The organism is Lactobacillus sp. HBUAS51381, from assembly GCF_012641095.1.
Taxonomy (GTDB): Bacteria; Bacillota; Bacilli; order Lactobacillales; family Lactobacillaceae; genus Levilactobacillus.
The window spans coordinates 1-14,256 of record NZ_JAAVSC010000020.1; the positions used below are offsets into that span (position 1 = coordinate 1).

The 14,256-nt window shown below is 53.2% G+C and carries 11 protein-coding genes; 7 read left to right on the forward strand and 4 right to left on the reverse strand.

Annotation, left to right across the window (positions count from 1 at the left end):
* Nucleotides 1-425 precede the first annotated feature (425 nt).
* The 4 genes from HEQ50_RS07915 (at nucleotide 426) to mprF (ending at nucleotide 6,087) form a co-directional block, all read left to right on the forward strand.
* Entirely contained in the window at nucleotides 426-1,121 is a 696-nt protein-coding gene (locus HEQ50_RS07915; protein ID WP_168899978.1) for a response regulator transcription factor, read from the forward strand.
* A 6-nt stretch (nucleotides 1,122-1,127) separates the two neighbouring features.
* Nucleotides 1,128-2,504, forward strand: coding sequence for a cell wall metabolism sensor histidine kinase WalK (locus HEQ50_RS07920; RefSeq protein ID WP_168899979.1), 1,377 nt, complete (start codon nucleotides 1,128-1,130; stop codon nucleotides 2,502-2,504).
* 96 nt (nucleotides 2,505-2,600) lie between these two features.
* The gene (locus HEQ50_RS07925) at nucleotides 2,601-3,239 is read left to right on the forward strand and encodes a hypothetical protein (protein ID WP_168899980.1); all 639 of its coding nucleotides are present in this window, start codon (nucleotides 2,601-2,603) and stop codon (nucleotides 3,237-3,239) included.
* A 235-nt stretch (nucleotides 3,240-3,474) separates the two neighbouring features.
* Entirely contained in the window at nucleotides 3,475-6,087 is a 2,613-nt protein-coding gene (gene mprF / locus HEQ50_RS07930; protein ID WP_168899981.1) for a bifunctional lysylphosphatidylglycerol flippase/synthetase MprF, read from the forward strand.
* Nucleotides 6,088-6,693: 606 nt separating this feature from the next.
* Here the strand turns inward: mprF and HEQ50_RS07935 are convergent.
* Entirely contained in the window at nucleotides 6,694-7,272 is a 579-nt protein-coding gene (locus HEQ50_RS07935) for a TIGR00730 family Rossman fold protein (protein WP_168899982.1), read from the reverse strand.
* 256 nt (nucleotides 7,273-7,528) lie between these two features.
* On the opposite strand from HEQ50_RS07935, the gene HEQ50_RS07940 reads away from it, so the two are divergent.
* Nucleotides 7,529-8,431, forward strand: coding sequence for a 3-hydroxyacyl-CoA dehydrogenase (locus HEQ50_RS07940; RefSeq protein WP_168899983.1), 903 nt, complete (start codon nucleotides 7,529-7,531; stop codon nucleotides 8,429-8,431).
* Nucleotides 8,432-8,589: 158 nt separating this feature from the next.
* Nucleotides 8,590-9,531: an aldo/keto reductase gene (locus HEQ50_RS07945; protein WP_168899984.1), complete on the forward strand. Its 942-nt coding sequence runs from the start codon at nucleotides 8,590-8,592 to the stop codon at nucleotides 9,529-9,531.
* An 83-nt stretch (nucleotides 9,532-9,614) separates the two neighbouring features.
* On the opposite strand, the gene nrdF is transcribed toward HEQ50_RS07945, so the two are convergent.
* The 3 genes from nrdF to nrdH all read right to left on the reverse strand — a co-directional run bounded on the left by nrdF (nucleotide 9,615) and on the right by nrdH (nucleotide 13,445).
* Nucleotides 9,615-10,613 carry a class 1b ribonucleoside-diphosphate reductase subunit beta gene (gene nrdF, locus HEQ50_RS07950; RefSeq protein WP_168899985.1) on the reverse strand — a complete coding sequence of 333 codons (999 nt, stop codon included), beginning with the start codon at nucleotides 10,611-10,613 and terminating at the stop codon, nucleotides 9,615-9,617.
* Nucleotides 10,614-10,859: 246 nt separating this feature from the next.
* Nucleotides 10,860-13,025: a class 1b ribonucleoside-diphosphate reductase subunit alpha gene (gene nrdE / locus HEQ50_RS07955; protein ID WP_168899986.1), complete on the reverse strand. Its 2,166-nt coding sequence runs from the start codon at nucleotides 13,023-13,025 to the stop codon at nucleotides 10,860-10,862.
* A 192-nt stretch (nucleotides 13,026-13,217) separates the two neighbouring features.
* Nucleotides 13,218-13,445, reverse strand: a complete 228-nt coding sequence (gene nrdH, locus HEQ50_RS07960) for a glutaredoxin-like protein NrdH (protein ID WP_168899987.1) — start codon at nucleotides 13,443-13,445, stop codon at nucleotides 13,218-13,220.
* A gap of 199 nt (nucleotides 13,446-13,644) precedes the next feature.
* On the opposite strand from nrdH, the gene HEQ50_RS07965 reads away from it, so the two are divergent.
* Complete coding sequence (locus HEQ50_RS07965; RefSeq protein WP_168899988.1) at nucleotides 13,645-14,247, forward strand: class I SAM-dependent methyltransferase; 603 nt, start codon at nucleotides 13,645-13,647, stop codon at nucleotides 14,245-14,247.
* Nucleotides 14,248-14,256: the final 9 nt, after the last annotated feature.

A 14,256-nucleotide genomic window follows, 5' to 3' on the forward strand; every position in this document is an offset into this window, starting at 1 on the left:
AATCTCTGGCAGCCGCAGGTGGTCGTTGACGACTAATTTAATGGCGATAAGCCTTATCAGCTGGGGACTGGAGCATGTTCGTGACCTTTCAACCTTTAGTTGAGTGACCTTTCCACAAGTTAAGTTTGGAGATGACAAAGGGATCTGAGATTTTTCTCAGGTCCTTTTTGAGTAGGACTAAAAAGATTGAACCCTCAAAAATGCGGATAAGGTTCCTAACTGGCAAGGCTTGTCGTCATTGAACCGGGGATCACCGACCACCTGCGGCTATGAGATCATTTACCGGAAAGTCTTTGCGGAAAGATGAAGATTGCCCTGCAAGGATAGGCAAGCCACCCGAACTTGCGGTAAGCTAAGGAGAAAGTGCGGCCATACGGCGATCAATACGGACGTCATAGCGGCTCAGAATTAGGGGAGGTTTCGTGATGAGCGAGATGATTTTAGTGGTGGAGGACGATGCCGCGTTGTTGGCGTCGGTCACCATGGAGCTACAATTCGAAGGGTATACGGTGCTGAACGCCAAGGATGGACGGGCGGCTCTAGATATTTACGAAAATAATCGCGGGCAATTGGACTTAGTCATTTTGGATTGGATGTTACCGGAACTGGACGGGTTAGGCGTGTTACGGCGCATTCGGCGGAGCGATGATCTGCCCATCATCATGATGACCGCCCGTGATTATGTGAGTGATAAGGTCACCGGACTCGATACGGGGGCCGATGACTATATCACCAAGCCATTTGATCTTGAGGAACTACTTGCCCGGATTCGGGTGGTGCTCCGGCATCGACGTCAACAAAAACCAACTGCTGAACAGGTTCAGGTCGCTAATCTCGTGATGGATACGCGGAATCGTCAGGTCAGAAACAATGGCGACCTGATCCAACTAACCCAGCGCGAGTACGAGTTATTACTGTGCCTCATGAAAAACGCTGGCCAGACCCTGACGCGTGACGAGTTGCTCGATCAGGTCTGGGGCGTGGACTTCGAGGGGCAACCCAACATTGTCGATGTTTATGTTCGTTACCTCCGGCATAAGCTGGCGGCGGCCAACGTCGCTGATCTGATTCATACGGTGCGTGGGGTGGGGTACCTGCTCTCTGCGGAATACGTGGGGTGAACCGACATGCGTAAGCCACAGACCACAGCTCACGAGATTCGTAAACGCTTTATTAGCATGCTGGTGCTGACCACCCTCGTGATGGGAACGGCCATCATTACCGTGGTTGGCTATCGGCAGGTGCGGCAGACCCAGCAGTCGGCGACACGATTAATGAAGGGGCTGAAACACTCGGTGATTGACGATCGGCCGGATTGGCATTGGTGGCGGCGTTACAGTGCCATCAACACCATTGATACTTACGTACGGGTGACCAATCAGCAGTCACAGCCGGTCAAACGTTACTATTCGCCGTTTACCCGGGACTTTTTGTCCTTAGACCATCACCGAATTCTAGGAACCCAAGCGATTGCGTATACCCCGGATTTTGGGTTCACCTATTATCGGCAGAGTGATTACCATGGCAATCGGCTGGAGGTTTGGCTGAATTTGACGCCAATCTTGGATACCCTCGGTTCGGTGGTGCTGGTCGTCTTACTGGTCATGGTGGCGACCATCATACTGGGGAGTGCGTACGTCCGAATCATGGCGCGTAAGATCACCCAGCCCTTGGCCAGCCTTAATGACGCGGCCCAGGTACAGACGCACCAACGAGAAAAGAAGGTGGCGTTACCAGTGCCGACCCAGCCCGTCGAGGTTCAGGAGTTGGCCACTAGTTTTAATGCGCTCTTGCAGACCGTTAACGACCACGCGGCTCAGGAACGGCAATTTACGTCGAATGCTGCCCATGAATTACGCACGCCCATCGCGGCCATTCTAACCCACGTCCAGTTGCTCGAACGGCGAGCCAAAGATCACCCCGAGATTGTCCCCCAGTCCATTGGCTACATTGGTGAAGAGTCGGTTCGGATGAAACGGTTGGTCGATAGTCTATTGACCCTGTCGCGTGCCGACCGGGCCGTGTTAAAGCTTGTGCCGATCGACCTAGCCGCGGTGGTGCGAGCCGTGGTGACCAGGGAAGCGGCCCTGATTAAACAGCCGATTACGGTTCAGACTGAGGGTGCGACGAAAGCGTTGGGAGATGGCCAAAGTATTGAACAGATCTTGACCGCGCTGATTGACAATGCGGCCAAATACTCGCCAGCAACGGCGGCCATTACGGTGGTGGTTCGCGCAACGGCCACCACGCAGCAGATTATCGTTCAAGACCTGGGGATGGGGATTAGTGACGCCCAGAAGGCCCACGTTTTTGAACGGTTTTATCGGGTGGATGCGGCCCGCACCCCGGCCATTGCCGGCACGGGTCTGGGATTGGCCATCGTCGCCCAACTGGCCAGCCTCAACCGGGGAACGGTGACGGTGGTGGATAATCATCCCCGCGGGAGCCGGTTTATTTTGACGCTAACGACAGCGCGCCAGCCGTCTGAGAAAATCTCAGAATAAATTCTTTTTACCCCTATTTTTCGCAGGCGTGCGTTCGACTATGATTAAGCTAATCAGTTACCAGTAGACGAACAGTTTTTGCGAGGAGGCGGCACGATGTCGGTGCGACAGTATCAGCAGCAGATTGTTTGGGGGAGTTGGGGACTTTTCGTAATTTTTACAATTCTGGTCAAGTACCACTTTGCCGTTCTGACGCAGGGGGATCGCTTCATGCATCACTGGTTACTGGGACATGTTGTGGGGAGTCAAGGGGTCTGGGATACCCTGAATCGCGGCCTGTATCTCGGCTTACCGTTACTCATGGGCGGACTGGTTATTTACTGGTGGCACCGAGACCGGCAGTGGGCGATCTACAGCTTGTTAAGCCTGATCGTAGCGACACCGCTACAGTTGGGCGTCAAGTTCTTAGTCGCCCGCATCCCGCCGGTGGCTGAAGCGTTTGTTTGGGGCAATGAGAATCCAGTGTTGTGTACGGGGGCCTTTTACTGGACGTGGCTGGCCTGCTTGGTGGTCGCTGAGGGGTGGCGCAAAGGGTCAGAACAACAAAAGACAGTTATTGGCATAATCAGTTTGACGAGTCTACTCATGGTGATCGCGCAAGTCTTGGGGGACGCGGCGTCACCGAGTGCCATCGCCAGAAGCCTATTCTTAGGCGGCGGTTGTTGGTTGGAATCGTGGATCATTTTTGAAACGTTTTGTGGGAGTCAGCGGACCGAATTGAAGGGTAAAGTCTAACGGGGAGGCCGTCTTCTTTACTGAGCGGCTCTGAACCAATGCGATGGTCAACGGTGTAAGGGAAACAGTAGAATAGAAAACGACATTCTGGGGGATGTCCGTGTCGGAGACCGTGCGTGGGGACGCCGGCCTTTTTTGGTAAGTCAGCTAACCTAACAACTGGCTGGGCCAGTGCCTTGATTGTGTTTCAAACGGGTCATTGCGATAATGGAGAACTATGGGGGGAGCGTTGACAATGGGGAAAAGAGTATGGTTAGGGATTCAAAAGCACATGACCTTGATTAAGGGGCTATTCATGTTTTCCGTCCTTCTCTTCATCATTCGGGAGGTTGGCCGGGTGATGCACGAGGTGAGCGGCCAACAGGTTCACGCGGTGCTGTCCTCACTGAGCTGGGGCACGCTGGGCCTGCTACTGATTGGGGGCTTCGTGGCAGTTCTGCCCATGTTGATCTATGATTTTACCATTGTTGAATTTTTACCAGGAAACTTTTCATGGGGCTACATCGTGCGGAGTGGTTGGGTGACGAATACCTTCACCAATTTAATGGGGATGGGGGGACTGTTAGGCGCCAGCTTGCGGGCCAATTTCTATTCCCAGTCGGCGACGAAAAAACAAGTGGTCTATGCGATTTCGAAGATTGCCCTGTTTCTACTAGCCGGATTGTCGCTTTCTTGTTGGGTGGCGTTGATCCTGTTGTTTGGCTTTGATATTGGGCAACCCTATCAGGGCTACTGGATCTGGCTATTGGGCGGTGGCCTGTACTTTCCCGGGTTATTTCTCTTTACGCGGCTGAATAATGGGGAATTCTTTAAAGACCTGACCTGGACGCGGGAACTCCGCTTGATTGTGGGGTCGAGCTTGGAGTGGGGAAGCTGTGCGTTGTTTTTCCTCGCCATTGGGTGGGCGCTACAATTACCGTTAAATTTGGCAGCCGTCTTCCCGATGTTTGTGGTGGCCTCGGTCGCTGGGGTGGTCTCGATGATTCCCGGGGGGTTGGGAAGCTTCGACGTCTTCATGATCTTTGGTCTGGGCATGCTGGGCGTGAGTCGGGCCGATGCGGCGGGCTGGTTACTCCTGTATCGGTTGTTCTACTACTTCTTTCCCTTTGGTGTGGGAATCGGCCTATTCTTCCACGATGCGGGGCGCCGCTTTAACCGCTTCTTGGGTGGCCTGCCCGTGGCGGCTCTTCGCCGGGGGGCGCACCTGTTTGTCACGACCTTTATGTATTTTTCCGGGGTCATGATGCTGCTGTACGCGACGATTCCAGATGTTGTGTTGACCAATCACATCTACATGCGCTTAGTGCCGTATATGTTTTACTTCCTCGATCAGGTGTCCAATATCATTGTCGCCTTTCTCCTAATTGGCTTGGCCCGTGGGGTGGGCGCTCGCGTTAAACGGGTCTTTTGGCCAACCCTCGTTGTCCTGACCGTGGCGATTGGCGTGACCCTGTGGCGGGAGAACTTTCCGGGGGGCTTGGCGGTCTTACTGGGCTTGGTACTCGCTTGTTTGATCTTTGCCCGCCCGGAGCTTTATCGCGAAAGTTTTCACTATTCGTGGGGCGGGCTCTTGGTCGATGGTAGCATCTACGTGGGCACCTTTCTGGTGTACACGGTACTGGGCCTCTCGATGTTTCATGGGCATCACCGGCCGTGGTTGCCTCAGGATTGGTTGTTGCCTTCCACGCAGGTCTGGCTGAACGGTTTAGGCGGCCTGCTAGTGGCCTTACTGATTCTCATTGGCATCTATCGGTATCTGGCCCATACACGACCAGATTGGCTACAGCAGCCCTTCGATGCCCCTCGTGTGCGAGCGCTCATTCACCGATTTGGCGGAAATGAGGTGAGCCACCTCGCCTTCTTGCGGGATAAGCACCTGTACTTTTACCAAAAAGATGGGGTTGATCAGTTATTATTACTGTTCCAGCAACGAGCCGATAAGCTGTTGGTCATGGGCGAACCCATCGGCAATCAAGCCGAGTTGGCCCCGGCGCTCAAGCAGTTCATGCACGATGCAGACTTGGCGGGACGCCGGCCGGTTTTTTACGAGATCAGTGAGGCCCTAACCCTGCGTCTTCATGAGATGGGATTCGACTTTATCAAGGTTGGCGAAGAGGGTCATGTTGACCTCACGCACTTTAATCTGGTTGGTCGGGCGCATAAGGGCGAACGGGCCTTGGTCAATAAATTTCGGCGGGAAGGTTATACCTGTGAGATTCAGCAGCCGCCGTTAAGTGATCACGACTTCGCGGAACTACAAGAGATTTCTGATGACTGGCTGGGTGATCAGACGGAAAAGGGCTTTTCGTTGGGCTTCTTCGATCGGGACTACCTGAACGAGGCGCCCGTGGCGGTGATGAAGAACGCTGCCGGTAAGACCGTGGCGTTTGCCAATCTGATGCCGACCGGCGATCGCAAGATGACGTCGATTGATTTGATGCGTGAGGGCCGAGATGCGCCGTCTGGGATTATGGATGGCCTGTTCGTGTACCTCTTTGAGCTGTGCCGAGATCAGGGCTATACCGGCTTTAATCTGGGGATGGCACCGCTGGCCAACGTGGGCGTCTCGCACTTTAGCTTCATTGAAGAACGGGCGGCCCACCTGATTTATCAATATGGGTCTAGCGTCTACAGTTTCCAGGGATTACGGGCGTACAAGGAAAAATACGTGACAACGTGGGAGCCGAAGTATCTGGCGTATCGCCGCCGAGCATCGCTGGTCTTTACGATGCTCCAGCTGATGCTGGTGATTAATCGGCCGGCAACGGGGGGACCGCGGAATCGCTTGGTTCCCCGGTGGCTCGACCGCTGGCTTACCGACGAGATCAATTGGCAGAATCGGCTTTGACCGGAGACCGGCCGAATCATGGCAAACAAAAAGAACGGCAACGGTGGCCGTCCTTGGGATGGAAATTTAGCAGTGCTTCAATCAGACGACAAACGTTGCTGACCGCCTTGCCGTTCGCCAAATTTGGTCTGGAACGCGGTGGGCAGGACCGGGAAAAGCCAAAGGGCTGTCTTTTCCCTCGCTTTGAGCCGTCAGCCCGCGTCTCAAAGACGCCAGTTTCCAAGCAAAATCACTTGGAAACTCCCACGGCTGAGACCAGATTTGGCTCACTCACGGCTACACGTGATGTGCGCAATTAAGCTGGATGAATGTTGCCATTCCAGCGATGTCACCGCACATTTAATGGCTTTCAGCTTTCGTAACCGGAGGCAGCCAGAGATGCAGGCAGCCGTGACAGCGGTGTTAGCTGTGCAACAGCTTACAGCGCGGGACGTGTTTGAAGACTGACGATTCTGGTCAGGCTTCAAACCGAGCCGGAGGACCGTTTCTCAGGCCGCAGGCGGTCCCCACAGCGCCGGAATCTCTGGCTGACGCAGGTGATCGTTGATGGACTAGTTTAATCATTCAAATCTCTGTCAGCTGAGAGCTCGCCAGTTCTTGAGGGCTTTAGTTGGTGTACTTGTAAGGCAATTGGTGGTGGAAAGTCGCAAAACCGGCAAAGATCTCATCGATGGAAGCCGCGTCAATGAAGAGATCCATGTTTTCCTGCGGCGCAAAGCCTTGGTCACAACATTTCTGCATCATGGCGACCAATTCGTCAAAGTAGTGGTTGATGTTGAAGAGGGCGATGGGCTTCTGGTGCACGTTGATTTGGCTCCATGACAACATGGTCGTAAACTCTTCAAACGTGCCGAAACCACCGGGTAAGACGATGAAGGCGTCGGATTGCCGGAGCATTTCATCCTTCCGTTCGTCCATGGTGCTGGTCTCCAGTAGCGTGGTGACGTGGGTTTCGGCCAGCCCCATTTCGCTCAAGAAGGTGGGAATAATCCCAATGACCTCACCACCGGCATCCATGGTGGACTTGGCGATGGCACCCATCAGGCCTTCCTTACCGCCCCCGTAGACCACGGGATGGTGATTTGCGGCGAGATATTGGCCTAACGCATTGGTTTGTTTCAGAAAATCTGGGTCGTACCCATGGTTGGAACCGCAGAAGACGCAGACGTTTTTAATTTTTGGCATAAGAATTGACCCCCTGAAGTTTAGACAGTACTGCGGCCGTGAGACTTGCGGAAAGACCGCGTAACTTACCGTCCATTATACCGCAAAATGAATGGACTTCCGGGGGCAATTTGACGGGCCAATGTCTCGATACCAAGCGGTCTATTAGGAACGGCCGTTGGCGCCGTTGACCGGGTCGTCAGTTGGGGTGGCGTGGTCTAATCGGTTAAGTACGGGAATTGTTGACGGAAAGGTTGCGCAGAAAGGGTGAGGTGTGATGACAATTGAAAAAGTGGTGATTGCTGGCGGCGGAACTATGGGCAGTCAGGTTGCCTTTCAAATTGCCTTTAGTGGCTTGGCGGTCACGGTGTATGATGTGAGTCCGGCGGCTAGTGCGGCGGCCAAACGTCGCGTGGCCACCTGGGATCGGACGTATATGCGGGAGCGGCAGGCGACACCGGCGATGATTAAGGCGACCAACGATCGGCTACACTACGCCACGGACTTGGAGACGGCCGTAGAGGATGCGGATCTGGTGATCGAGACCGTGCCCGAGGTGGTGGCCGTCAAAAATGAATTTTACGCGTTATTAGCCAAGGTGGCTCCCGCGAAGACCATCTTTGCGACCAGTACGTCGACGATGCTTCCCAGCCAATTTGCGGCGATTACGGGCCGACCGGGGCAGTTCCTCGCGCTCCACTTTACCAATCACGTGTGGGTCAATCATTTGGCGGAGATCATGGGCCATCCGGGGACGGACCCCGCCGTCTACCAGGCGGTCGTGGCCTTTGTTCGGCAAATTGGGTTGATTCCTATTCAGCTACAGCGTGAACATCCCGCCTATATTCTGAATGCGATGTTGGATTCCTTCCTGAGCACGGCCCTCATGTTGTGGGTCAAGGGCGTCGCCGACTTTGAGACCATCGATCGGACCTGGATGATGGCGACCGGCGCGGTTCGGGGGCCGTTCGCCGTATTGGACGAGATTGGGCTCAAGACGGCCTACAAACTAATGCTGGCCGCCAGCGCTGAACCCGGTCGCGAGGGCCTGGTGATGGTGGCCCATCGCATTAAGGTCGAGTTGATTGACCAGCATCGGTTAGGCCAGGAGACGGGTGCCGGCTTCTACCGGTATCCTCATCCGGCGTATCAGCGTCCGGGCTTTGTTGAAGATGAATAGTGGGTGACATGGCTAGTCCGGTGGGGTAGCCATTTTTTGTGGTGGGCCGGGTCGCTGCCATTTGGCTAACCAGTTTGCTAACTCTGACAACATCGTTGTTCTCGACCGGACCGACACGGTATGATGGTCGTAGTAAGACGAAGGAGGACTTGAATAGTATGGTGATGAAACAACCTGCAATTGCCTTAGGTACCTGGGCGTGGGGCGATAACGCCTCGAATAAGTATTTTGGTGATACCCTGTCGGCCGAAACGTTAAAGCCGGTCGTCACCGCGGGAATGACCCACGGCTTCAATCTCTGGGACACGGCCTACGCTTACGGTCAAGGAACATCGGAGAAACTGGTCGGTGAACTGTTATCGGCGTACCCGCGGACGGCCTATCAGTTGTCCACAAAGTTTACGCCGCGAATGGCCGGTGATGGTCCGCACGAGATGGCCGACATGCTGGCCGGCAGTCTAAAGCGGCTGCGGACGGATTACGTTGACCTTTACTGGATTCACAATCCGGATGACGTGGAAAAATGGACGCCGGAACTGATTCCGCTAGTCAAGAGTGGCCAGGTGAAGCGGGTCGGGGTTTCCAATCATAATTTGGCTCAGATTAAACGGGCCAATGAGATTTTGGGCACCGCCGGCATTCAGATTTCGGCCGTGCAAAACCACTTTAGTCTGCTCTACCGGTCTTCCGAACAGGCCGGGATCATTGATTACTGTCACCAACACCACATTGATTTCTTTGCCTACATGGTGTTGGAACAGGGTGCCTTGGCCGGTCACTACGATGTCGACCATCCCTTACCGGCCGGAAGTGAACGGGCCAAGGTCTACAACGCGGTTCTTCCCCAGCTCACCCAATTGACGGCGGCCATGCGAACCATCGGGGCCAAGCAACAGGCGTCGATCGCCGAAGTTGCGACGGCCTATGCCCTGGCAAAGGGCACGACGCCGATCATCGGCGTCACGAAGGAAAAGTATATTGCGAGTGAACTGCGCGCGGAAAGCGTGACATTAACGCCAGCAGAAATCACCCAGCTGGAAACCCTAGCAGCTGCGGCTAAGGTGGATACGAAGGGCTTCTGGGAAGCGCCAATGATCTAAAACTAATTTTTTGTAAACTAAACAGGCGGTCAACCGCAATCATGGTTTGATGATTGTCGCTGACCGCCTGTTTTAGCGTTTGTTTATTTATTACGAGGATCTTCGGGATCATCGGGTTCACCGATGTTGTAGTCACTGTCGTTCATGGCCTCAACGTTCCCCAACAGGTAGCCGTTGCCGACCTGAGAGAAGAAGTCGTGGTTCGCCGTGGACGTTGAAATACCGTTCATGACCACGGGGTTCACGTCCTCAGCCGTATCGGGGAAGAGGGGATCTTGGCCCAGGTTCATCAGCGCCTTGTTGGCGTTGTAACGAATAAAGGTTAAGACCTGTTCCGTCCAGCCGACTTGGTCGTACAACGTGTGGGTGTACTTTTCTTCGTTGTCATAGAGCTTGTAGAGAAAGTCGTACATCCAGTCCTTCATCTGTTGTTGTTCGTTGTCGGTCAATTCTTTCATGCCGAGCTGGAATTTGTAGCCGATGTAGGTTCCGTGAACGGATTCGTCCCGCAAAATCAACTTGATGATTTCGGCCACGTTGGCCAACTTGTTGTGGCCCAGGTAGTACAGCGGCGTAAAGAACCCGGAGTAGAACAAGAACGTTTCCAAGAAGACACTGGAAATCTTTTTCTTCAAAGGATGTTCGTCGTCATGATAGAGGTCGAAGATGCGCTTGGTCTTGTTTTGTAAGAATTCTTCGGAATCACTCCATTGGAAAATCTCATCGATTTCTTCAGGAGTGTTCAACGTTGAAAAAATGGTGGAGTAACTCTTCGCGTGGACGGATTCCATGAACTGGATGTTGTTGAGAACCGCCGTTTCGTGGGGGGTCCGAACGTCCCGACGCAGGGCGGCCATCCCGTCTTGTGATTGTAGGGTGTCTAACAGCGTCAGTCCGCCGAAGACGTGACCCACGACCCACTGATGGTCGGTGTCCAGCGTCCGCCAGTCGTCCAAGTCGTTGGAGACGGGAATTCGGGTATCCAGCCAGAATTGTTCCGTTAATTTTTCCCAAGTTGCCTTATCGATTTCATCTGAAACCGCGTTCCAGTTAATCGCCTTGTAATTTTCAGTTCTTGCCATTGCAGCCACTCCTTTATCTTTTGCCGAGATTCCACCAGCGCGTTGGTCTAAGCTTACCACACTTTGAGCGGGGAACCGTTAAGCGAAGAGCGGGTGACCACGCGAAATTTATGGGGCAACGCCGTCAAAAGACGATCGGTCGGGTGGTCCCCGCTCTCATTATAATTAAGTTAAAAATTAAGGTGTCTCTTGTTTCGGATCATATGAAGTTCCGGTGCACCATTGGAAATGCTGATGCCGTCCGTACTAGATAACACAGCTTTCACATTGGTTGGCGCCGACTTCGTTGTTGTCGTCGGTGAAGGTCCGCACATAGTAGATGGACTTGATACCCTTGCGGTAAGCGTAGTTGCGCAAAATACTCAGGTCCCGCGTGGTCATCTTGTCCGTCCGCCCGTTCTTCCATTCGTACAGGCCAGCCGGAATGGTTGACCGCATGAACAGGGTGAGACTCATGCCTTGATCCACGTGCTTTTGTGCCGCGGCATAGACGTCGATGACCCGCCGCATGTCGGTATCGTAGGCCGATTTGTAGTACGGCATGGTGTCATTGTCCAGGTATGGCGCTGGGTAGTAGATCTTCCCAATCTTCTTTTCCTGCCGTTCCTCGATCCGGTTGATAATTGGATGAAGACTGGCGGTGGTGTCGTTGATGTAGGAGATTGAGCCGTTCGGTGCCACGGCCATGCGGTTCTGGTGGTACAGGCCATCTTGCATGACCGCCTGCTTCAGTTCAGCCCAATCTGCGGGTGACGGTAACCAGACGTCCTTGAATAGATCTTGGACCTTGGCCGCAGTTGGCCGCCAGTCGTGTTCCGTGTAGCGATCGAAGTAACTGCCATCGGCATAGGTACTCTTCTCGAAGTTGTGGAACGTTTCGTGACGTTCCTTGGCAATCTCGTTAGAGGCCTTTAGCGTCCAGTAGTTGAGCAGCATGAAGTAAACGCTGGTGAAGTCGATGCTGTCCTTGGACCCATACATCATGTGGTTCTTGGCAAAGTAACTGTGCAATCCCATGGCGCCCAGCCCAATCGTGTGGGCTAGTTGGTTCCCCTTTTGGATGGAAGGGACCACGTCGATGTCGGAGTGGTCGGTGACGAAGGTTAAAGCCCGCACCATCGTTTCCACGGAGTGACCGAAGTCGGGGGAGGTCATCAAGTTCACGATATTGGTGGACCCCAGGTTGCAGGAAATGTCGGTGCCTTTTTGGATGTATTCTTGCTTGTTGTTGACGGTAGATGGGGTCTGTACCTGCATGATTTCGGAACACAGGTTACTCATCACGATGCGACCGTCGATGGGACTCTCGCGGTTCGCCGTATCAATGTTGACGATGTACGGGTAGCCGGATTCCTGTTGTAACTTGCCAATCTCGGTTTCCAGTTCGCGGGCCTTGAGCTTCTTCTTACGAATGTCGGGGTTGGCCACCATGTTGTCGTATTCCGTGGTGATGTCCACGTAGGCAAACGGCTTGCCGTAGATGCGTTCGACGTCGTAGGGGCTAAACAGGTACATGTCGGCATCCTGTTCGCAGAGTTCATAGAACTTATCGGGTACCGTGACCCCGAGCGAAAGGGTCTTGAGCCGAATCTTTTCGTCGGCGTTTTCCTTCTTGGCACTCAAAAAGGCCACAATATCGGGATGGAAGACACTGAGATAAACGACCCCGGCGCCTTGCCGTTGTCCCAATTGGTTGGAGTAGGAGAAGCTGTCTTCGAGCAACTTCATGACGGGCACGACCCCAGAAGCGGCACCATCAATGTGTTTGATGGGATCACCGGCCCCCCGGAGGTTGGAGAGGCTAATGCCGACCCCGCCACCGATCCGTGACAGTTGTAGCGCGGAGTTAATCGTCCGGCCAATCGTGTTCATGTCATCCGTCGATTGAATTAAGAAGCAGGAGACCAGTTCCCCCCGTCGTGACCGGCCGGCGTTTAGGAAGCTCGGCGTCGCGGGTTGGTAGCGTTGGTGAATGATTTCATCGGCGAGGTCGTGGGCCAGTGTTTGGTCACCGTCACCGAAGTCCAGGGCGTTCATGGCCACCCGGTCGATGAAGTTTTCGAGATAGTAGTCGTTGTCGTCGGTCTTTAAGGCGTATTGGGCATAGAACTTGTAGGCCGCCATGAAGGACTTGAAGTGAAAGTTCTGGGCCTTTAAGTAGGCGTACAGTTCTTCAATGAAGGCAAAGGGGTACTGGTCGATCACCTTTTTTTCCACGTAGTTGCCGGCGATTAGGTAGTCGAACCGGTCACGCAGGGAGTCAAACGTCTTGGTGTTGGGAATCACGTTTTCCTTTAAGAAGGCCTGCAAGGCTTCTTGATCCTTATTCAATGGGATCTGACCATCCACGGGGATGTTAATCTCGTTGTTTAAGTCGTAGTATGTGACGTCGCCTAAATTCTTCAAACTCATACTCGTCATCTCTTCCTTCTTTTTTAGTTGTGAACTATTCTAGGGCTGGATTAGCGATTTAAATAAAAATGAGTTTGGGACAAATCACCCAAACTCGTTGTTGTTTCCAGGTCTACAAGTGATAAAGCCAGGGGACACTGGTTCGCGTCATACGCGCCAGTATGCCGCCTCGGGAGTTACGGGTGACCTGAGTTAGCCCGCAATCTTGGTCAATTGGTCTGGCCGGAAGCCGTAAAAGGCAGGAATTCCGGATGCTTCAATAACTGGAACGGCTTGAAAACCGTGTTCCTTGAGGTAGGAGACATATTCTGGATTTTGATTAATGTTCCGTTCTTCGAATTCCACGTTGTGTTCGCTGAGAAAACGCTTTGTCATCTTGCATTGCATGCAATTATTCTTTGAGTAAACTGTTACTTTCATTGTTGCCACATCCCTTAACTTTCGTTGTCAATGAGTTAAGTGTACACCAGATATAGAAAATAGCAATCAAAAAAAGCACCACATTTGGTAGTTGGGCCATACAATAACCACCAAATATAGTGCTTTGCGCGTTAAAATTATTTTTCCTGTTTTCCGTCAAAAATCTAGGGTAAAATAGACCTAAAAGGTGGCGGAGAACTTGACTAATCACTATTATACACAAAATCCAGATGTTTTACACGAAGAACACCATTGGCCGTTTACCCTCTTAGGCAACGAATTGTTGTTTACCACCGACAACGGGGTCTTCTCCAAGAATCGCGTGGACTACGGGTCACGGGCGTTGCTGAATGCTTTTAATGCCACTAAGACGCCGGCTGGTCCCTGGTTGGACCTCGGGACGGGATACGGTCCCATCGGGCTAGCGTTGGCGAAGAAGTGGCCAGAACGGCAGGTGACCATGGTGGACGTTAACGAGTTGGCCTTGGATCTGGCGCGGCAGAATGCCGTGGCTAATCAGATTGAAAACGTTGAAATCAAGACGTCAGATATTTACGAACACGTCACACAGCGTTACGCCGCTATCCTAACGAACCCCCCCGTTCGCGCGGGCAAACAAGTGGTCACGGCCATGTTAACCGGTGCCAAGGAACACCTCCTCCCCGGGGGGACGTTAACGGTGGTACTTCAGAAGAAACAGGGGGCCCCATCCGCCGAGAAGAACATGCAAGCGACCTTTGGCAACTGCGAGATTATTAAAAAAGACAAGGGTTATTATATCCTAGAAAGCACGTTACGTTAAGGACCATTT